Below are 21,273 nucleotides of genomic sequence, written 5' to 3' on the forward strand. Positions count from 1 at the left end.
CGCTTGGTATACAAGCGTTTTTTTATGATTTTTACAAGTTTATGACAGTGTAAGTTTATGAGAGTTTGGTTTTTGAAAGCGTTGAAAACCTTACACTTGTTATATAGAATATATTTTGGAGCAATTACGGAGGGATAATTATGAAAATACGTTTATTAACTAAAGAAGATGCAGAAATCTATCTTAATATTCGTTTAGAAGGCTTAAAAGAGAATCCTGAAGTATTTATTACAACGATGGATGAAATACTTGATCAAGATGACCCTATTGAATACAAAGCAGAAATATTAGATAAAGATAAAAATTATACGATTGGTGCATTTACTGACAAAGGTCAATTAATTGGAGTAGCAACTTTAAAAACATATGAAAAGGTTAAAGCAGAGCATAAAGGAAAAATTGAGTCTGTCTATGTTTCGACTAGCGCTAGAAAAATGGGGGCAGGCATTCTTCTAATTGAAGAAGCGATCCACTTAGCAAAAAGCTTAGGACTCGAACAACTTACAGTTAATATCGTAGAAGGAAATGAAACAGCAAAAAAACTATATGAAAAACTAGGATTCAAAACATTTGCTAAAACCCCTAATAGTTTAAAATTAAACAATGAATATTGGGACCAAGAACATATGATGCTTACACTAATGGCAGAAGATGCTGAAAATGCAGGGAAAGCGGGATAATCAAGCATTGTAGGGAAATATCGCGTCTTAAAATAAAAAAAGGTTTACCTAAATTGTCATTCAATCTGACAATAAAGGTAAACCTTTTTAAATTGTATTATTTAGTAAAAGTCTTCTCAATATCATCTAACATTAAATAAGCAGCCTTGATTCCACCTGCAGTGTTCCAAATTGTGTCACTTACTTTCATTACATGTCCGTTTTTAGAAGCATTTAATTTTTTAAATAAAGGATCTTCTGTAAATTCTTTTTCAAGCTGAGATCCAGACTCTTTACCGTCATCAAATGTAAAGTAGAATAGGTAGTCTCCATCCATCGCTGGAATACGTTCTTTTGTTACACCTTTTTCAGCAAAATCTGGAGCATTTTGTTCTTCAGGACGTTGGAATCCTAATTGTTTAAGAATGACACCAGAGAATGTATCTTGGTGATAGATTCGTACATCTGCACCCATAAAACGTACCATTGAAATTTTTTGATTTACTTTATCGCCTAAATCAGCTTTTAGATCATCAACACGTTTTGTATAATCAGCTAATACTTTATTGCCTTGTTCTTCTTTGTTTAAAACTTTCGCATAGAATTTAAAGTTTTCTTGCCAATCTCCACGTAATGTTTCAGCGAAAACTGTTGGAGCAATAGCACTTAATTGTTCATACACTTTTTCTTGACGCATTTTATTACCGATGATTAAATCAGGTTTTAATCCAGCGATTTTCTCAAGGTTAACTTCACTTTCCAAACCTACAACTTCAACACCATCCATATCTTTAGAGATATGATCGTACCAAGGATTTCCTGACCATGATTTTACAGCACCAACTGGTTTTACACCTAATGCTAATAAAGCTTCAGTTCCTTCGTTTGTTAAAATAACGACTCTTTTTGGATTAACAGGAACTTTTGTCGTACCCATTGCATGCTCAATCGCAACTGTATTTGATTTTTTACTTTCTTTACTAGAAGCTTCATCTGATTTTTTAGTGCCACATGCACCTAATACCATAATTGCTGCAATAAATAGAGCAATTAGTGAAGAAAATTTTAGTTTTTTCATAGAATGGTCTCCCTTTAGTTGATAATGATTATCATTTATCTTGATAAATAGTATTATAGATTAAGAATTGATTAAAAGTCAATAAGAAAATGAAAACCATTCTCATTGACTTGATAATTCACATCATTTAGACTAAAAGAAGAGAATAGAATAGTAGGAGATAAATAATGCTTATTCATCCAAGATCAAGGGCTTTCTTATTAGTAGCTTGCATTTTATTATTAATAATTTGTTTTTTCTCTAGTATTTTACTAGGTTATACGGATACAAGTTTTACAAGTTTAATCCATTCATTTACAAAATTTGATGGGTCTAATGAACAGTTAATTATTCAAAATGTTCGGGTTCCAAGAGCGATCATTGCTTCAATAGTAGGAGCAAGTTTAGCAATCGCTGGTTTATTTATGCAAGTATTAACTAAAAATCCTCTAGCATCACCGAGCGTTTTAGGAATTAACGCTGGTGCCTCGATGTTAATTGTACTTAGTATTACATTTTTTCATTTACAATCACCTAATGCGACTATATGGCTTTCATTTATAGGAGCTACATTATCAGCGATATTTGTATTTGGGTTAAGTTCAATAGGAAAAGACGGAGCGACACCATTGAAAATTACTTTAGCTGGTGTTTCAATTGCAGCTATGTTCAGCTCAGTAACCCAAGGCTTACTAGTAACGAATGAAGTGGCATTAGAGCAAGTACTATTTTGGCTAGCGGGTTCAGTACAAGGTCGTTCACTTGATTCTTTACAAATAGTACTTCCATATATCGTGATAGCTTGGATGGTTTCACTTGCACTTGGTGGAAAGATTAATACATTTATGTTAGGAGAAGATGTATCAAGAGCTTTAGGGCAAAATACAGCTTTATTAAAAATGACTTTAGTTGTATTAGTTATCATTCTAGCAGGTGGTGCTGTAAGTATAGCAGGACCAATAGGATTAATTGGAATAATTGTTCCTCAAATCGTTAGAATGTTTGTTAAAAACGATTATCGTTGGATGATTCCATTTTGCGGTATTTTCGGAGCGATTTTACTTCTTTTAGCTGACGTAGGTTCACGTTATATTTTAATGCCAGAAGAAACGCCAGTTGGTATAATGACCGCAGTAATTGGTGCACCATTTTTTATATACTTAGCAAGAAAAGGCGGTACAGTAAAATGAGCATGATCAAAGTAAGAAACAAGTACTTTTCACAACTTTTTAATAAACGATCATTTTCCGTTTTAATCATTGCACTTCTTTTACTGATCAGTTCATTTATCGTCAGCTTAACGCTAGGTGATCGTTATATCTCTGTTCCAAAAGTATTATCTGTTATTTTTGGTGAAGGGGAAAAAATAGATGAATTATTTATTCAAGCATTTCGAATGCCACGAATCATCATTGCCATTTTTGCTGGGATTTCTTTAGCGATCGCCGGAGCGATTCTTCAAGGGTTAGTTAGAAATCCATTAGCCTCTCCAGATATTCTTGGGATAACTGGTGGAGCAGGAGCTACCGTTGTTTTATTTTTAGCCATTTTTAGTAATGATCGTACGAATCAATTAACAGTCAGTATAAAATGGCTACCATTAGCGGCATTTATCGGTGCTATTATCAGTTTAGTATTTGTTTATGCTTTTGCTTATAAGGATGGGGAATTAAAGCCATTAAGATTAGTTTTAGTAGGAGTTGGATTTTCAGCACTAGCTCAGGCCACAACTTCATTCTTTATGATTATTGGACCTATTTTTAGAGCGACTGAAGCAAATATGTGGTTAACAGGAAGCGTTTATGGAGCGAACTGGGAGCAGGTTAAAATCATTACAGTCTGGACACTTGTTTTTATCGTGTTAGCTTTATCGTTTATTAGACATATCAATACACAACAACTTGGAGATGAAGTTTCAACAAGCTTAGGAGTTCAAGTAGAAAAAAATCGCTTAATTTTGTTATTTATAAGTACAGCATTAGTAGCTGGTGCAGTTGCATTTGCAGGAGCAATCGCATTTGTTGGATTAATTGCACCTCATATTGCTCGGAAAATAGTTGGTGCTTCTTACGGTGCATTGATTCCCTTATCCGGAATAATCGGTGCAATCATGGTATTAGTGGCTGATACAATTGGAAGAACGGTGTTTAGTCCCATCCAAATACCTGCGGGTGTCTTTACTGCCGTAATTGGTGCACCATATTTTATCTATTTATTATTTAAGACTGGAAAAAGGTGATGAGATGTCAACGAGCGCAATCGAAACAGAAAAATTAACGTTATCATATGAGGATCGTACAATTATAAACGAATTAAATTTTCAAGTTCCAAAAGGGAAAATCACAGTCTTAATTGGGGCCAATGGGTGCGGAAAATCAACATTACTTCGTTCACTTGCAAGATTACTTCAACCTAAAAGCGGAACCATCTTACTTGATGGTAAAGAAATAAGTAAGCGACCTACAAAGGAAATTGCACGTAATCTTTCAATACTTCCTCAAAGCCCTGTTGCACCAGAAGGTTTAACCGTTTTTCAATTAGTAAAACAAGGAAGATATCCTTATCAAACTTGGTTAAAACAATGGTCAAAGGAAGATGAAGAGAAAGTAAATAATGCTTTAAAAATTACAAATATGTATGAATTAAAGGATCAATTAGTCGATTCATTATCTGGTGGTCAACGTCAACGTGCTTGGATTGCGATGACATTGGCTCAAGATACGGATACAATTTTATTGGATGAGCCAACAACATATTTGGACTTAACACATCAAATCGAAATTTTAGACTTACTTTACGAATTGAATGAAAAAGAACAGCGTACAATTGTTATGGTATTACATGATATAAACCTAGCATGTCGTTATGCACACAATGTTGTCGCGATTTCAAATGGCGAAGTTTACGCACAAGGAGACCCAGAAAAAATCATTAATCAGAACTTAATCTGTGATGTTTTTTGTATGAACTGTGATATCGTGAAGGATCCATTATTCGGAACGCCACTTTGCATACCTCATGGACGAGGTAGAAAAATAATTTAATCAATTTAAAAAAGGTGTCCTTAAATAGGGCACCTTTCATTTAGTAAGAATCGAACAAATATAAGTAAAGAGGAGAAGGGGTAAGTCAAAACTTTTTCTACTCACTTTATGCAAAATATTATCCGATTACTCGTAATTGTACATCCATATTACCTTTAGTTGCCTTTGAATATGGGCAAACGCCGTGGGCTGCTTTTACTAGTTCTACAGCTACTTCTGTTGGAACACCTTGTACTTTTACATCAAGTTGAGCAGCTAATTTGAATCCACCATCAGCAGGGTCTTTACCGATTGTTATGTTTGCAGTTACTGATGTCGATTCTAGTTTAATTTTTTGATTACGAGCTACTAAATTTAAAGCACTGTCAAAGCAAGCAGAATAGCCAGCAGCAAAAAGTTGTTCTGGATTTGTTGCTCCACCGGGTCCGCCTAGTTCGACTGGTGGTTTCAGTGATAAATTAATAAAATCATCTGATGAAATAACTCTTCCGTCTCGTCCACCTGTTGCAGTTGCTGTAGCAGTATATAATTTTTCCATTACGATCTCTCCTTAATATAAATTATCTATTTCTTATTTTCATTTGCAGTTTGAACTTTTTTTAATAATGCTTTTGTTTGGTTTAATAATGTTAAAATTTCCTCTTGAGTAGCATCGCTTTCCTCGAAAAACTTCTCCGGTATACAGTAAGCTTTTTCTTTTAATTTAGTTCCTTCTTCAGTTAATGTAATAAATACTTTTCTCTCATCACTTGAATCACGTTTACGGAAAATAAGGCCCGCAGATTCCATTCTTTTAAGCATTGGTGTAAGAGTTCCAGAGTCTAAAAAAAGAGTCTCCCCAAGTTCTTTCACAGTTTGTTGGTCCTTCTCCCAAAGTGAAAGCAATGCAAGATATTGTGGATATGTTATGCCGATCTCATCTAAGATTGGCCGATATAATTTAGTAATCTCCCGGGAACATGCATAAATTGAAAAACATAATTGATTTTCAAGCAAAAGCTTATTTTCTTTATTCATTTAATCAACATCCTTTTATATTAGTTGTGCACAATTTAATATGACACAATAATAATTCATAAGAAATAGTTTTGCAAGCAATAATAATTATTATTTTTTACCAATTTATTTATTTTCATTATTAATTGAATAGGTTTGAAGTAGGCTTATTCACAATAAAAAAGCCAGTCAATGTTCATTACATTAACTGGCTATCTATTTAATTTTTTCTAGACCTAGAAATTAATGAAGTTATTTGTAGCATTGTAATTGGTAATGATGTCTTTTTATGATAGGCCAAAAACTTCGGCGTCCAAGAATTAACATATTTTTCTTTAAAACTTCTTAAACCTTGAAAGTGATATAAAAATTGTCCATATTGATAAATTTGCGCAGCAATTTTCTCACTTGTAAATGAAAATTTAGATATACCAACATTTGCTAAAGGTGTCATACCAACATTAAAATAATGAAAATTTCTAGTCTTAAACCATTCAATTAAGTTAACAAACATATAGTCCATAATTCCTTTTGGAGCGTCAACTCTATGACGCATTAAATCAATTGAAATCGTATGCTCATTATAGTTCGGCATAATCGATGCAAAAGCAATCATTTTATCTTCATTATTTTTAATAATCGCTACAGGCGCAAGTTTGATATAATCCTCATCAAAATAGCCAAGCGAAAACCCTTTTTCCTTACGTCCTTTCAGCCACTCTTGTGATAAATTCTTTAATTCAGTAAAGAACTCATTTGAAAAAGGTGGTTCAATCATTTCAAAACTATATTCTTCGCGTTCAAACTTATTATAGAGTGCCCGTATACCTTTATTATGTTTTCCTGATAAAGAGAATGTTGAAATATCAGTGAATCCTTCTTCACCAAGTTTAAAGAAATCAAATCCGTTTTCATGTAGATAAGATAGTGAATTCGAGTTTACTTGGTAGAAGACAAGTGTATACCCAAATTGATCAGCATAATTTAATAATTCCTCAATAGCAGGATATAAACGAGATTTATCACCAACCGGATCACCTAAAATAACTAATTTGTCTGCATATGGCTGAAAAATAAATAATACAGTCTCATCTTGAGCCCAAAATAAATATTTATCATGTAAAAAAACCAAATGTGAAAGCTCTGTGCCACCATACTGATTAAAATGTTCTTTTATTTTTTCTTCTTGATCCTTCGTATTAATAAATTCAAATTGTTTTCTTTTCACTTTAAAAAATGCGATATAAAAAAATAGTAAAGCAGCTGCAAAACCAAGAACTGCACTAATAACGATATCCCTCGAATTAACAAGTATATAAGGTAAATATTTAGCAGGTATTTTGACATTTGTTTGAGGTAGATTGATATAAGCAATAAGTAAATAACTACCTAAAAAGAAGAATAAAATAAAATTATCAACAATAAGCTTACCCCATGTTAAAACAAAGCTTTCTCTATAAAATTGTTTTTTTGAAATAAATAATATAAATGCAACTACTAATACAAAGAGGGCTTCTTCATAATCTAATCCTTTAGAATACGTTGTAACTGCCCCAACAATTAGCATAAATAGCGTAATATACCATGCTCTTTTATCTTTATAATCAATTCCACGTGAGAGTCCTAACAATGTAAAGCCTGCTGTGACTGAAATTAAATGTGAAATATTAATAATTGTTGAAGGTAAAATTAAATTTAAAAGACTAATTCTTAAAAGCATGCTTGGAACAGCAGCCGAAACTAATAGAATAACGCCAGATAAAAATACTAAAATCGTTAAAAGTTTATGCCCTAAATAGGTTGAAATTTGATTTGGAATATTATTAAATGATTGATTTATTTTATTCCATAATAATTTAAGAGCTAAAATAATACCGCAAGCAAACGGGAAAAAGAAATAACTGAAACGATAAATTAACAAAACAAGAAGTGTCGTTTCCTTGTCGATTCCAAAGTATGTAAAACCTAATAAGAAAATAAAGTCAAAAGATCCAAGTCCCCCTGGAATCATACTTAAAAGTGCTGCAACAGACGCTACTAAAAAAACAGGTAATACCTCTATGATTGAAATGTCGATCTGTAAAAATAAACAAATGAAGTAGATGAATAATAAAATAAAAGTCCATTCACATAAGGAAATGACAACTAGTGAAAACATATATTTAGCGGAAAAATTCTCCGAGAAAAAATTACGTTTTAAATAAACGATTAAAAACATAACCGGGAAATAACAAATTGCAATGATTATAGCGATATATAAATACTTATATTCATTTAAAAATGATAAATCAAATATTCCAGTAAATAAAACTAAGCTCAATATCGATAATCCAGAAAGTAAGAATATTGTTACACTACTCACTGCTTTCACAATTTCGGGTCCGCTTCGATCTTTTCGATAAAATAGAGTTCGAATGGTCGTACCTGCAACCCCACCTAGACCAATTAGGTTTGAGGAAGTATTTGCTAGCCAAGCTACCATTAAAGTTTTTCGAAAACTGAAATCTAATTTTAATAGTCTTACAAGTACGAAGTCATATAAAAACATCGGAGATACGGCTAAAATACCTAATGCAAAAATTAAAAGATACTGAATTAATGTAAGAGACTCCATATAGTTAAAGAACATTTTAAAATCGAAATTTAAAAGTACGTTTTTTCCAACATAGATGAATGTAACAAGTAATATTGAAATGAAAAATAGTTTAAATAAACCTACTTTACTAATCCGAATCTTATTCATAAGACACTCCTGAAATTAATATTCAACAAAAATAATCGTATTAACTTTAGTATTCCATATTATTCCACTATTTAACAAGAAGAATATGAACGTTTTATGTAAAATTTGGAACTTATTATTTTGAAGATAAAAAGTTAATTAGATTTTAATTTTCAGGACTATTTTGTGATTAGTATTTAATTGGAAGTATGACTTCGATTTCCACTAATAGTGAAAGTGTATTCGATCATCGAGCATTGTATAAATTGAAAGGTAATGTGTAAAGAATAAATTGTGAACGCCATTAAGAGAGTAAGAATGAAGTAGTTTAAGTTAACATACATTTGATGATAATGTTACGGAATTTTTCAAGGGGGAATTATAATTGAATAGTACAAATGTTTTAATTATCCTTGGATTTATTTTTTTTGCTGTGATACTTCTAGTTTTAATAATAAGCACAATCTATTTGTTTTTTATCGATCGCAAACAGAAGCAACATCCAATACTCCGTAATTATCCAGTAATTGGCCGAGCTAGGTACTTCTTAGAAACTATAGGACCTGAGCTACGTCAGTATTTATTTAACAGTGACCTAGAAGGTAAACCTTTTTCTAGAGATGAATATGAACATATTGTTAAAAAAGCAAAATATAAACGAGATGTCCTAGGGTTTGGCTCTAAAAGAGATTTTGAAGAAAAAGGATATTATATTAGAAATTCAATGTTTCCAAAACTATCAGAAGAATTAAAGATGGACGAAAAAATAAACGTAACGACAAACCGATATTTATTGATTAAAGAGCCTTTATTTACACAGAAGGTGGAAAGATTAGAGAAAAATGATTCACTTGCATTTTTATTGGATGATAGTGATGCAATTGTGATCGGTCAAAACACGAGGTATCCTTTTATTGTAAAAGGCCAGATTGGTATGTCTGCTATGAGCTATGGATCCTTAGGTGAAAATGCGATTACTGCACTCTCTGAGGGATTAGCAATTGCTAAGGGGTCATGGATGAATACAGGTGAAGGTGGTTTGTCAGAATACCATCTAAAGGGTGGCGTTGATATAATCATGCAAATTGGCCCTGGTTTATTTGGGGTTAGAGATAAAGAGGGGAATTTTAATTGGGATGCTTTGAAAGAAAAAAGTAAAATTCCTGAAGTGAAAGCTTTTGAACTTAAACTAGCTCAAGGCGCTAAAACACGTGGTGGGCATATTGATGGGGAGAAGGTAACAGAGGAAATTGCAAGGATAAGAATGGTAGAACCTTATAAATCTATTGATAGTCCTAATCGTTTTCGAGAGTTTCAGGACTTTCCTTCTTTGTTTGACTTTATTGAACAAATCAGAGAACAAACGGGAAAACCAGTAGGAATGAAAGTGGTTATTGGAAGTCATCATGAAGCAGATGAACTAGCAAAACACATAAAAAGTACTGGGAAGGGCCCTGACTTTATTACAGTAGACGGTGGTGAAGGGGGGACAGGTGCCACTTACCAGGAACTGGCTGATAGTGTAGGGTTACCAATTAAAGCTGCTTTACCATTAGTAGACAATGCTTTAAGAAAATATGGCGTCCGCGACCAAGTTAAAATAATAGCTTCCGGTAAACTATTTTCTCCGGATCGAGTAGCGATTGCATTAGCAATGGGAGCTGATCTTGTTAATATCGCAAGAGGATTTATGATTACAATTGGTTGTATTCAAGCATTGAAATGCCACTCCAATGCATGTCCAGTCGGTGTGGCCACAACCGATCCAGATTTACAAAAAGCCCTTGTCATTGATGAAAAAAAACATCGAACAGCGAATTATTTAATTTCAATGCGTGAAGGTTTATTTCGGATTGCAGCGGCTGCGGGCCTAGATTCTCCTGCCCATTTTCAAAGTGAACATGTCGTCTATAAAGATGAAAAAGGGAAAGTATGGTCACTAAAGGAAATTTATCAATCATTGGTGGAAAAAGTAAATTAAATGTTGAACAAAAAAAATCGACTGCAAGGTCGGTTTTTTAGTTTAAATGATCGGTATATTTAGCGAAAATTGAATGATTAGTTATATATGAAAAAGTGTAAAATAGTAGATTTAAAACAATAGAAAGGAGTAATCGAAGCTTTAGCGAACTTGAACTGTTAGAATGAAAAATTGATAAAACAAAAAACAATTAATAATAGGGAGTAAACGATGCATAAAAATCGGTTAGAAGCTTTTAGTGACGGTGTCCTTGCTATTATTATTACAATTATGGTCCTAGAAATTAAGATTCCTCACAGCCCAAATATACAAGACTTAGTACAACTTTTGCCAACCTTTCTAAGTTATTTGCTTAGTTTCATTTATGTAGGTATTTATTGGAACAACCATCATCATATGATCTACACTTTACAAAAGGTAACAGGGTCAATAATGTGGGCAAATCTTCATTTGCTTTTCTGGTTATCCTTAATTCCTTTTGCTTCTGGTTGGATGGGAGAAAACCATTATAAGCCTTATCCGACAATGCTTTATGGTGTAATACTTTTAATGACCGCTATTGCTTACTTCATATTACAAAGTATAATCATTCAAAAAGAGGGAAAGAATTCAAAGTTAAAACGGGCTATAGGTAACGATTGGAAGGGAAAAACTTCGGTGATTTGTTACTTTTCTGCAGTTTGTACGTCTTTGATTTGGCCATGGTTTGCTCAAATAATTTATGTAATCGTTGCAATTATGTGGCTATTACCGGATCGTCGAATAGAGAAAGTTATACAAAATAGATAAAAAAATATTTTTTTAGAATATATTTATATAAAGTGAGGGAGTTAATTATGATGATAAAAGGTTTCGGGGGAATTTTTTGGAGGACAAAAAATCTAGATGCTTTAAAAAAATGGTACAGTAAAGTGCTCAATGTTGATATAGAAAATTGGAATGGGACGATTATTAAACCCGATTCTGAAAATGAAATAATCTTTTCTTTTTTTACAGAAGATGACAATTACTTCCCAGCAGAACAACAAGTGATGCTAAATTTTCAAGTTAATAATCTAGATGAGACGATTAAGCATCTTGAACAGGTGGGTATTCCACTAGCAAAGGAAAAAGAGATTAGTGATTATGGTAAGTTTGCATGGATTAAAGATCCTGAAGGTAGATTGGTTGAACTCTGGGAAAAATAAAAAAAGGAGTTGCTTGCGGCAATCCTATTTTCTTTTTGATGTATTTTATTTAGACTAGGAAAAGATTATTAAAATGCTCACTAATTGACCCAACACAAATAATAAAAAGACATATTAGTTTCTTTATTTAGTAAAATAGTTTACAATTTAGTAGTTGAATTGTAATTTAAGTAATATACATAAAATTAAATGACCATAGATCGCTGAGTTTTGGTTGAGTGTTTCTTCTATATTTAGAGAGACAGTTCAATTTTAAGCGGGGGAACCAATTTTTGTACAAATTGTACTTTGGGGTGAATCCTTTTTAGGTAGGGCTACTTTTTAGGTCCGAATCCGACAGCTAACCTCGTAGGCGTGTAGGGAGAAGGTTTCCAAAATGATGTCTTAATAAGGCACTGGAGATTTTCCCGGTGTCTTTTTTGTGTTCATTTTTGATAAACGAAGAAGTAAGTGGGGGTTATGAAGTGCTAGAAATGTATATATTTGGTGGGATTCTTATTGTAACTATGCTAATAGCAGTATTTATGACTCGTAAGGATTCTGTAGTAGATGAGGAAAACGGAAAATATAGATGTGGGAAGTCAGGTAATAAGAAGAGAATCGTTAGAGAGAGAAAATCAGGTAAAGTCGTAAGAATAGATTGATTAGTATTGCCTGTAGTTCACGAATTTAATTAAGTTGAAATAAAATTTAATCATAACTTTAGAGAGTGGTCAACTATGCCATTCTCTTTTTTATTTAGTTTAGGTTTCTTAATTCATATTTAGTTCATAATGAATTTATATAATATGTACATAATTATTTGTAAATGTAAGCAGGTGGATTTATTGAATCATGTAAACGTATTAGTTGTCGATGATGATGCAAATATTAGAGAGTTAATCTCTATTTTTTTAAGTGGTGAAGGCTATACGGTTATCGAGGCTGAAAATGGTCAAGAAGCATTAACGTTACTAGAAGAAAATAATATTCAAATAGTAGTAGTTGATGTGATGATGCCTGAGGTAGATGGGTATGAGCTGACAAAAGAAGTTAAAAAGTATTATGATATTCCAATTTTAATGGTGACAGCAAAAGGTGAATCTCAGGATAAACTAAAGGGATTTGATCTTGGGGTAGATGATTATGTTGTAAAACCATTTGATCCTTTGGAAATCGTAGCCCGAGTAAAAGCGTTATTAAGAAGATTTCAATTACTATCTGATAAAAATATTTTTGTGGGTAATTTAACGATTCATCAAGATAAATATGAAATTTCTGCGAATGATCAGTCGATTACGTTACCGTTAAAAGAATTCGAATTATTGTTAAAGCTTGCAAGTCAAGCTGGAAGAATATTTACTAGAAATGATTTGATTGAGCAAATATGGGGACTTGATTATGAAGGAGATGAACGCACAGTTGATGTGCATATAAAGAGAGTACGTGAGAGACTTAGAGAGTTAAAGGCTACAGTTGAAATCGTAACAATAAGAGGTTTAGGCTATAAATTAGAGGTTAATCACACATGAAAAGCATGTATACAAGATTAGTTTTAATCTTTATTTCTGTTATTATGTTGAGTTTAGTTATCACTTTTTTTATCTCTTCAAAATATTTTATTAAACATGTTGAAACAGAAGTACAAAGTGATCTAATAGATGTTGGAGAAAATTTTATTTCAATCTACCAGAAGCAGGATAATCAAAATGGGGTAGATGCAACTCTCCAGATTCTTAGTAAAAATTTTTATCTATCACTGTATGATGAGTCCGGAAATATCGTTTTGAAAAATACAGCATTAAAAAAGAAAAATGTAAAAAAGGAACAAGTATTAAACGTACTAAACAAAAATACTGTTCAAACAAAAGGTTATCTTATAGGTCTACCTTTTAAAAAAGATGGTCATCAATATGCTTTATTTATTCACCCAAATATTGATCGTGGATTCTTTAAAATGCGGAGGGTATTATTTTTTAGTTTGCTTACAACCTTAATAATTGGATCAGTAACATTTTTATTTGTTGCGAAGTTATTAGTAAAGCCAGTAAAAGAGCTAATTCGTGCCACAAAGGAACTGGCTAAAGGCAACTACGGGGTTCAAGTAAAGACTAAACGTAAGGATGAAATTGGATTACTTGCTTCAAACTTTAATGTGATGACGAATAAATTAAACAAGCTAGAAGAGATGCGAAGTGAATTTGTTTCAAATGTTTCTCATGAAATTCAGTCACCGTTAACATCAATTAAGGGATTTGCAAAGGTTTTAAGGAATAAGCAATTAACTGAAGAGAAAAAGGAGCATTATATATCTATTATTGAGGCAGAGAGTGAACGTCTTTCGATGATGAGTGAAAGATTATTAAAGCTAGCTTCATTAGATTCTGAGCAACATCCATTCCAGCCTTCTACCTACAAATTAGATGAACAAATTCGAAAAATTATTTTGGCATTAGAACCACATTGGGAAAGTAAAAAGCTTCAATTAGTTTTAAATTTACCCCAAACTGAAATAGTAGCAGATCGTTTACTACTTGAACAAGTTTGGATTAATTTACTTCAAAATGCGATTAAATTCTCAAATATAGCTGGATATATAAAAATTGATATTTTAGAATTGAATCATAACGTTCACGTTCTCATTAGTGATAGTGGGCTAGGAATTAGTAAGGAAGATGTTGATCGGATATTTGAACGCTTTTATCAAGCTGATCGTTCTAGAAATAAAAAAGGAACGGGGCTTGGTCTTTCGATTGTACAAAAAATTATCGAAATACATCATGGGAAAATAGAGGTTGAAAGTGTTGTCGGCAAAGGAACTAGTTTTACGATTATCCTTCCGAAAAACTTGTTGAATTAAAAAATTCAATTATGTACTTAATTGTTCATAATCTGTTCATAAAGATTTGATAAACTAATCAGTAAATAGAGTTGTAATCAATCGAAAGGGGAAATAAATACATTATGTTTGCAGGTTTAACGAAATTAAGTTTGAAGAACACAATCTCCGTTATTATTTTAAGTGTTCTTGTTTTAATAGGGGGAATATATTCTTCCCAAAAAATACAAATTGAAACATTTCCAGATGTTTCATTTCCAGCTGTTGCAGTACAGGTAATATACCCTGGTGCATCATCTGAGGATATAGAAGCTGAGGTCACTAAACCAATTGAATCAGGTTTAATGAAGCTTGAAAAATATGATCAGTTAACAAGTACTTCAAGTGAAAATATGGCTTCAATTTTTATGATTTATCCATTTGGCACGGATATGGATAAAATTGAAAAAGATGTTGATAATGTGATCAATAAAACAAAGTTACCTGAAAAAGCAGAAGCGACAGTTCAACGTATTGCAATGGATTCTGCTCCAATTTACCAGGTTGCAATTGCAAATAACGGCCAAGTAAAGGATTTACAACAATCGATTGAAAAGGACTTACTTCCTAAAATTAAAAAAATCACTGGTGTTAGTGATGTAAGCCTACAAGGAACAAAGGCTGAAGAAATTCAAATCGTTGTAGATAATAAAAAAGCTGAAGAAAAAGGAATTTCTTTAGATACTATTAAAACGGCAATTCAAGGTCTAGATTATGCAGTACCATTAGGGTCTGTTGAGAATAATGGAAAAACAGTTTCTGTTCGAATGAAAGGTACGTTAAACTCGGTTGATCAAATCAAGAAAACAGTTTTATCTAGTGCAGCTGCCCAAAGTACACAAATGGGTGCGATGAATCAAGGAGCACAACTAGGTAATGGCGCAGGACAAGCTCAATCAGTAATGCCCAAAAATGTAACTGTTGCTGACATTGCGGATGTAAAAGTAGTATCAGTTCAAGAGCAAATTTCTAGATATAATGGTAAAGAAAGTTATATTTTATCTGTTTCTCAAACACAAGATTCCAATACAGCGGATGTAGCAACATCTGTTAAAAAAGAAATTAAATCATTTAAGAAAGACAATAATGTCAAAACGCATGTCATTATGGATAACGGTAAAGAAATCGAGAGATCGGTTAGTTCTTTAATTAAAGAAGGTCTATTAGGTGCGCTATTTACAGTTGTTGTTATTCTATTATTCTTAAGAAATATTAGAGCGACAATCATTTCAATTTTATCATTACCAATTTCAATCTTTGCAACTATATCAGTATTAAATTCATTGGGTTATACATTAAACATTATGACTTTAGGTGGTCTAGTTGTTGCGATTGGACGTATTGTTGATGATAGTATCGTTGTAATTGAAAACATATACAGATGGAAACAACAAAAAGGTAATCAATATAAGAAAAAAGAGCTAGCATTATATGCAACTAAAGAAGTAATTGGTGCCATTGCATCATCTACATTTGCAACTGTAGTAGTATTTTTACCTTTAGCATTTGTAAGTGGTATTATAGGAGAATTCTTTAGACCATTTGCTATTTCAGTAGTAGTGTCGATTTTAACTTCTCTAATTGTTGCGATCATATTAATTCCAACATTAGGTGCAAAATTCTTATCAAAACCATTAAAAGAGCATAGTAATGATACTCGTTTTATGAGAGGTTACGAAAAGTTACTTCGTTCGGCATTAAAACGTAAATGGATCGTAATCTTATTATCAATCGTTTTACTAGCTGGCTCATTATCAATGATTCCTTTATTAGGATTCTCATTTTTACCTGGTAGTGTAAATAAAACACTTCAAGTGACAGCAACCCTTCCATCAAATAGTACGGTGGAACAATCAAATCTAGTTGCAAAAGAATTAGAAAAATACTTTGCAGATTCAGATAAAATTGACAGTGTTCAAGCTACAGTTGGTGGTAAACGTGATTTTATGATGAATATGGATGGTGGCAAAAATAAAGCAATCTTACAAATCAATCTAAAAGACGGAAAGAACATGGATAAAGAACTTTCAAAAATCAACAAAGAAGTTCCATCAATTGTTGATGCGAAAGTAAAAGGTACAACAATCACAGCAAAAGAGCTTTCTCAAGATGGTCCTCCAACAGGGAACAATATTGATGTAAATTTATATTCTGCTAACTTTAATGAGTTAAAAGAAGCAGCATCAAAAATTGAAAAAGAATTAACTAGTGATGATCGCCTGAAAAATGTTTCTAATAATTTAAAAGATGTACAACCTAAATTAGAAGTTACATTAAACGATAAAGCACACGATGAAAATATTTCAATGTTCCAAGTTATGGGAGCAATTAATGAAAAAATTAACGACGTTGAAATCGGTAATTACGATTTAAACGGAGAAACAAATAAGCTTACTGTGGGTTATAAAAATAAAGCAACTTCAAAAGAAGATATTGAAAAAATTAAAATCATGACTGCAACAGGTCCGAAAGAAATAAAAGATTATGTTACAATTTCACAAAAGGATGCACCTGTTTCAATCAACCATGAAGATGGAAAAATGTATGCATCAGTAAGTGCGGTTGTAAAAGGTAAAGACACAGCGGCAATTACAAAAGAAGTGACAAATCACTTAAATAAAATTGAATTACCAAAAAGCGTTGATATGAAAATCGGCGGCGGTTTAGATATGATTACAGATGGATTCAGTGATTTAGGATTAGCAATGGTAGTTGCTGTTGGACTAGTATTCTTAATCATGAGCATGACATTTGGTGGTTTAAGAACACCATTTGTTATTTTAACATCATTAATCTTTGTACCAGTCGGAGCTTTCTTAGCATTATTTATTAGCAAGCAAACACTATCAATGAGTGCAATGATAGGACTATTAATGTTGATCGGTATTGTAGTAACGAATGCGGTTGTATTGTTAGACCGTGTTGAACATAACCGTAAAAAAGGATTAGAAGTAACTGACGCATTAATTGAGGCTTCAAAGACAAGATTACGTCCAATCCTAATGACAGCATTAGCGACAATTCTTGCATTAGTTCCAATGGCCCTTTCAAATTCAACATCTGGTTTAATTTCGAAAGGATTAGCTGTAACTGTAATTGGTGGTTTAACAACTTCAACATTCTTAACACTAATCATCATTCCAGTTATTTACAAGTTAGTAAGCAAAAAGAAAAAGATTGAAGAATAATTAATGAAGAGTGCCTCACATAAATAGTGGGGCACTCTTTTGTATTTAACTCTGTTATATGAAAATAAAAAAGGCTGCCTAATTAGAGGACAACCTTTAAGAAATACACCTTTTATTATTTAGGCTCGTAATCAAAATGTAATTCATTATTTTCATTTACAATTACGCTTAAATTATAATCTTTAAAATACCATAAATCTGTCTCGTTTATAAAATAGACTACGTTATCAATTGTAATAGATTCTCCGATGTCAACAGGTTGTTCTTTCGTAACACCTAATGAATAGCCTTTATTTATTGTGCTATTTCCACCGTATCGAGCGAAAAAACGAATGGTATCTCCTTCTTTTACATTCATCTCATCTTGAAACCATTTTAATGCATCTTCGGAAATTGTAATTTTCATTTTTACCGACCTTTCTATATCTTATAAAAATATTATAGTATGAATGCGAAAAACTATACAGAAAAGTGATTTTAAAGTTAGTAAAATAAAGAAGAAAACCCTCAATTAGCGTTCAGGTTTTCTTCATTCATTAATGTGGGACAGACATGTCAGACAAACCCTAACTTATTTTTTGAAAAATGATAGAATGTTGTTTTTAAATAAAATAAACAGTGAAATAACGATAAATCCATAATAGACAATTTGTTCAACAAGTGGAGTAGCATCGATAAAGGAGAAAATGCCTTCGGTGAATACTTTGCCACCAAAGAAAATTAATAGAATACCTAGTAAAGTAAAGATCACTTTAATATTTAAATTAATTGTAGTTTTGATAAATAAATAAGCAAATAAGATCGCTGCGAATATTCCTAATAAAATTGATATTATACCAGCAAAGTCGATTGTATGTGCATTTGATAAGACAAATAGAACAAGCTCTAAGCCCTCCCGAATCACGAATACGCTTGCCATTAGAAATAATGAAATACTACTATCTTTAATTTTAACTTCTGATTTTAGTTTATCTGAAATATTCATGCTACTTTGACCACTTAGCCAGTAGATAAAATAGAAGATGAGCAATGCTGCAATTAATTGAATTATACCTTCGATTGTATGTTCAACATTTCCTTCTAGTTCACCGAAAGTTGTAAATATGAAAAATCCAGCAAAAATACTAACAACTACTCCAAGAATGGTACCGTAAACTACTGACTTAATTAAATGCCCTTTTTTAGTCTGAATTAATATAATGAGTAAATACCCGATTACTAAGGAAACTTCAAGGCCTTCTCGTAAAGCTATTAAAAAATTTGCATTCAATTCACTATCATCCTCCCGATTATATTCAAATCTACTAACTAGATTATTCTTAAACAATAGAATGGGACACTATTTTATTCATAAATAGGCATAATAAGTGATGTGGTAAAATGAATAGTAAATAGCCTGAAATGTCAATTTTAGAAGGGGAAAAAATGGAATCTTTTACAAATAGAGCGATTGAAATTATTAAAAATATACCACAAGGAAAAGTAATGACATATGGTCAAGTTGCAAAATTAGCAGGAAGTCCTAGAGGAGCGAGACAGGTTGTAAGAATCTTACACTCGATGGGCCAAAAATATCATTTGCCATGGCACAGAGTTATAAATGCTAAAGGAGAAATAGGAATCCATGATGAAGAAGGATTTTTAATGCAAAAGAATCTCCTCCAAAACGAAGGAGTCAAATTTGAAAGTGAGAGGACTATTAACTTGAAGGATTATCAAGTAAATGTAGTTCTTGAGAAAGAAGATGTAGATTTAATTTAGGATGAATGAAAAGCTCATTCTAACGATAGTTTCGATCTTCGCCTAAAAAAACTCGTCAATCGACGAGTTTTCTTTATATGAAAATGTTTTTTATTAAAACATTGTTACGCAAAATATTGTTGTAAATTCGGATAGCTGTTGTGTCAAAAAGTGTTGCCTTGGAATACTTTACAATAAAACATTGTTTTGTTATACTCGTGTCAGGAGGAATGTCAAATGAGTGAAGAATTAATTTCCAAAAAAGATTTACTACAACTGACAGGCATATCGTACGGACAGCTTTATAGATGGAAAAGGAAAAACATCATTCCTGAAGAATGGTTTATGAAAAAATCAAGCTTTACTGGACAGGAAACGTTTTTTCCAAAAGAGAAAATTTTGGATCGGATTGAAAAAATAAAAGAGTTGAAGGACGATCAATCATTAGATGATATTGCTAGAGTGTTTTCAAATAATGAAGAAATCGTTGTTGATCGTAGGAATATGACTATATCTTTGGAGCAAATTCCTAAACAAGTCTCACAAATATATCAATCACTTTTCCCAAATACTAAATTAGAGCATTTAAGTACGGTTCAACTTTGTTCCTTACTCTTTGTTAACGAGTGGCTTTCAAATGGAAGTTTAACAATAGATGAAATAAAGCAGTTTTTAAATTTGGTAGAAACTCATAAAAAACAAATTAACATAGATAAAGCAACTGTCATTTATATTCGTAAATTTGGTATGGGTACATGGATTATTGGAAATCAACATGAAACGTTTGTTGATCAAAAAGACTCAATATTAATCAATGCTACTCTCTCTAGCTATTTAAATAAATCGATTAAATAAATTATGAAGGAGAGATTATCGTGAGCGTGCAAACAAAACAAGATGCGATTATTAATGGTTCAGGAACAATTGGTTCTGGCAAATATGATGAAGTTAGAATTAGTGGAAGCGGACGTATACAAGGTGATATTTATTGTCATGAAGTGAAAGTTAGTGGCTCAGCAAAATTCAATGGAAAAGTTGAAACTGATTATTTTAATTGCAGTGGGAGCGCTAAATGTCTCAGTGATGTTAATGCAAAAAAAATGAGTGTCAGTGGATCGGCTTCAATTGATGGAAAAGTTTCTGGTGGAGATGTGAATGTTAGCGGTAGCTTTAAAACAAAGGGAGACTTAAATGTTCAAAGTATTAATGTTTCAGGTTCAATGAAAACAACAGGAATCGTAAAGGCAGAAGTAATAACTGTAAAAGGGTCGCTTTCTACGGAAAAAGGTTCTGAATGTGAAGTATTTACTGCTAAAGGTCATTTGTCAATGAATGGTTTATTAAATGCAGAAAACGTAAAGATTACCCATGGAGGTTTAGGATATATACCTCATCATGGATATAGCTATATTCCTGAAATTGGTGGAGAAACGATAGAAATTAGCCGCTTCGATGGCAATAATCTATTTTTACGAGTTTTTTCTAAACTTTTTAGCCATCGATTGAACTTTAAATCAGATGTAATTGAGGGAAGTGCAGTAAAAATTGATTATACGACAGCGAGTGTAGTACGAGGCGATGCAGTAACAATTGGACCAAAATGTGTAATCGACCTTGTAGAATATACAGAAGATGTTCAAATTCATCCTTCAGCAAAGGTAAAGGATGTAAAGAAATTAGAACTATAAGCGGCTAAAAGGGGAGACCTTTAGTTGCTTTTTTTTGCTTTCTGTAAAAACAAACATTTTATAAATAAAGCTGCAGATAGTAGTAGTTTTTGAAAGTTCTAATAAAGTGTAAGTGTGTTCTTTATTTCTGTTATTGAACATTAGTTAGTTGAAT

Annotated in this window: 20 protein-coding genes and 1 riboswitch; of the genes, 14 read left to right on the forward strand and 6 right to left on the reverse strand. The window is 32.2% G+C overall.

The features are described 5' to 3' along the window. Positions 1 to 140: 140 nt before the first annotated feature. Entirely contained in the window at positions 141 to 680 is a 540-nt protein-coding gene (locus tag ACSBO6_RS03605; RefSeq protein ID WP_098845465.1) for a GNAT family N-acetyltransferase, read from the forward strand. A 97-nt stretch (positions 681 to 777) separates the two neighbouring features. Here the strand turns inward: ACSBO6_RS03605 and ACSBO6_RS03610 are convergent, their stop codons facing one another. Continuing rightward, a complete protein-coding gene (locus ACSBO6_RS03610) occupies positions 778 to 1,737 on the reverse strand; it encodes an ABC transporter substrate-binding protein (RefSeq protein WP_098845466.1) in 960 nt (319 codons plus the stop codon). 167 nt (positions 1,738 to 1,904) lie between these two features. On the opposite strand from ACSBO6_RS03610, the gene ACSBO6_RS03615 reads away from it, so the two are divergent. Genes ACSBO6_RS03615 through ACSBO6_RS03625 form a run of 3 tightly spaced genes read left to right on the forward strand, consistent with a single transcriptional unit; the run spans position 1,905 to position 4,760 of the window. Further along, complete coding sequence (locus ACSBO6_RS03615; protein ID WP_098845467.1) at positions 1,905 to 2,906, forward strand: FecCD family ABC transporter permease; 1,002 nt, start codon at positions 1,905 to 1,907, stop codon at positions 2,904 to 2,906. After that, positions 2,903 to 3,955 carry a FecCD family ABC transporter permease gene (locus tag ACSBO6_RS03620; RefSeq protein WP_142339196.1) on the forward strand — a complete coding sequence of 351 codons (1,053 nt, stop codon included), beginning with the start codon at positions 2,903 to 2,905 and terminating at the stop codon, positions 3,953 to 3,955. The genes ACSBO6_RS03615 and ACSBO6_RS03620 overlap by 4 nt, the downstream gene beginning before the upstream one ends. A 4-nt stretch (positions 3,956 to 3,959) precedes the next feature. Then, positions 3,960 to 4,760 carry an ABC transporter ATP-binding protein gene (locus ACSBO6_RS03625; RefSeq protein ID WP_098845468.1) on the forward strand — a complete coding sequence of 267 codons (801 nt, stop codon included), beginning with the start codon at positions 3,960 to 3,962 and terminating at the stop codon, positions 4,758 to 4,760. A 118-nt stretch (positions 4,761 to 4,878) separates the two neighbouring features. On the opposite strand, the gene ACSBO6_RS03630 is transcribed toward ACSBO6_RS03625, so the two are convergent. The 3 genes from ACSBO6_RS03630 to mprF form a co-directional block, all read right to left on the reverse strand. Continuing rightward, positions 4,879 to 5,298 carry an organic hydroperoxide resistance protein gene (locus tag ACSBO6_RS03630; RefSeq protein ID WP_098845469.1) on the reverse strand — a complete coding sequence of 140 codons (420 nt, stop codon included), beginning with the start codon at positions 5,296 to 5,298 and terminating at the stop codon, positions 4,879 to 4,881. Positions 5,299 to 5,324: 26 nt separating this feature from the next. Beyond that, a complete protein-coding gene (locus ACSBO6_RS03635) occupies positions 5,325 to 5,777 on the reverse strand; it encodes a MarR family winged helix-turn-helix transcriptional regulator (RefSeq protein WP_098845470.1) in 453 nt (150 codons plus the stop codon). Between the two features lie 199 nt (positions 5,778 to 5,976). Next, positions 5,977 to 8,499 carry a bifunctional lysylphosphatidylglycerol flippase/synthetase MprF gene (mprF, locus tag ACSBO6_RS03640; protein WP_498844167.1) on the reverse strand — a complete coding sequence of 841 codons (2,523 nt, stop codon included), beginning with the start codon at positions 8,497 to 8,499 and terminating at the stop codon, positions 5,977 to 5,979. Positions 8,500 to 8,863: 364 nt separating this feature from the next. Here mprF and ACSBO6_RS03645 point away from each other — a divergent pair, with 364 nt between their 5' ends. The 7 genes from ACSBO6_RS03645 (at position 8,864) to ACSBO6_RS03675 (ending at position 17,691) form a co-directional block, all read left to right on the forward strand. Beyond that, positions 8,864 to 10,459 (forward strand): FMN-binding glutamate synthase family protein, encoded by a 1,596-nt coding sequence (locus ACSBO6_RS03645; protein WP_498844168.1) that lies wholly within the window; start codon positions 8,864 to 8,866, stop codon positions 10,457 to 10,459. 210 nt (positions 10,460 to 10,669) lie between these two features. Next, on the forward strand, positions 10,670 to 11,248 hold the full coding sequence (locus tag ACSBO6_RS03650; protein ID WP_098845473.1) for a TMEM175 family protein: 579 nt from the start codon (positions 10,670 to 10,672) through the stop codon (positions 11,246 to 11,248). 50 nt (positions 11,249 to 11,298) lie between these two features. Further along, entirely contained in the window at positions 11,299 to 11,646 is a 348-nt protein-coding gene (locus ACSBO6_RS03655; protein WP_098845474.1) for a VOC family protein, read from the forward strand. Positions 11,647 to 11,879: 233 nt separating this feature from the next. Next, positions 11,880 to 12,015: riboswitch (cyclic di-AMP (ydaO/yuaA leader) on the forward strand. A 95-nt stretch (positions 12,016 to 12,110) separates the two neighbouring features. After that, a complete protein-coding gene (locus tag ACSBO6_RS03660; protein WP_498844169.1) occupies positions 12,111 to 12,290 on the forward strand; it encodes a hypothetical protein in 180 nt (59 codons plus the stop codon). Positions 12,291 to 12,473: 183 nt separating this feature from the next. Then, positions 12,474 to 13,157 (forward strand): response regulator transcription factor, encoded by a 684-nt coding sequence (locus ACSBO6_RS03665; RefSeq protein ID WP_498844170.1) that lies wholly within the window; start codon positions 12,474 to 12,476, stop codon positions 13,155 to 13,157. Beyond that, the gene (locus ACSBO6_RS03670; protein ID WP_098846577.1) at positions 13,154 to 14,485 is read left to right on the forward strand and encodes a HAMP domain-containing sensor histidine kinase; all 1,332 of its coding nucleotides are present in this window, start codon (positions 13,154 to 13,156) and stop codon (positions 14,483 to 14,485) included. Before ACSBO6_RS03665 ends, ACSBO6_RS03670 begins: the two co-directional genes overlap by 4 nt. A 104-nt stretch (positions 14,486 to 14,589) precedes the next feature. Further along, positions 14,590 to 17,691 carry an efflux RND transporter permease subunit gene (locus ACSBO6_RS03675; RefSeq protein WP_498844171.1) on the forward strand — a complete coding sequence of 1,034 codons (3,102 nt, stop codon included), beginning with the start codon at positions 14,590 to 14,592 and terminating at the stop codon, positions 17,689 to 17,691. A gap of 115 nt (positions 17,692 to 17,806) precedes the next feature. Here ACSBO6_RS03675 and ACSBO6_RS03680 read toward each other — a convergent pair whose 3' ends face one another. Together ACSBO6_RS03680 and ACSBO6_RS03685 are read right to left on the reverse strand one after the other, a co-directional pair. Beyond that, positions 17,807 to 18,097, reverse strand: coding sequence for a HesB/YadR/YfhF family protein (locus ACSBO6_RS03680; RefSeq protein ID WP_498844172.1), 291 nt, complete (start codon positions 18,095 to 18,097; stop codon positions 17,807 to 17,809). A gap of 165 nt (positions 18,098 to 18,262) precedes the next feature. Continuing rightward, positions 18,263 to 18,961 carry an FTR1 family protein gene (locus ACSBO6_RS03685; protein ID WP_498844173.1) on the reverse strand — a complete coding sequence of 233 codons (699 nt, stop codon included), beginning with the start codon at positions 18,959 to 18,961 and terminating at the stop codon, positions 18,263 to 18,265. Positions 18,962 to 19,116: 155 nt separating this feature from the next. On the opposite strand from ACSBO6_RS03685, the gene ACSBO6_RS03690 reads away from it, so the two are divergent. The 3 genes from ACSBO6_RS03690 (at position 19,117) to ACSBO6_RS03700 (ending at position 21,119) form a co-directional block, all read left to right on the forward strand. Continuing rightward, the gene (locus ACSBO6_RS03690; RefSeq protein ID WP_098846573.1) at positions 19,117 to 19,452 is read left to right on the forward strand and encodes an MGMT family protein; all 336 of its coding nucleotides are present in this window, start codon (positions 19,117 to 19,119) and stop codon (positions 19,450 to 19,452) included. 216 nt (positions 19,453 to 19,668) lie between these two features. Then, positions 19,669 to 20,286, forward strand: coding sequence for a DUF4004 family protein (locus ACSBO6_RS03695; RefSeq protein WP_098846572.1), 618 nt, complete (start codon positions 19,669 to 19,671; stop codon positions 20,284 to 20,286). A 20-nt stretch (positions 20,287 to 20,306) separates the two neighbouring features. Continuing rightward, positions 20,307 to 21,119, forward strand: coding sequence for a polymer-forming cytoskeletal protein (locus tag ACSBO6_RS03700; RefSeq protein ID WP_498844174.1), 813 nt, complete (start codon positions 20,307 to 20,309; stop codon positions 21,117 to 21,119). Positions 21,120 to 21,273: the final 154 nt, after the last annotated feature.

Source organism: Bacillus sp. AL-1R (assembly GCF_052180195.1).
GTDB lineage: Bacteria > Bacillota > Bacilli > Bacillales > Bacillaceae_G > Gottfriedia.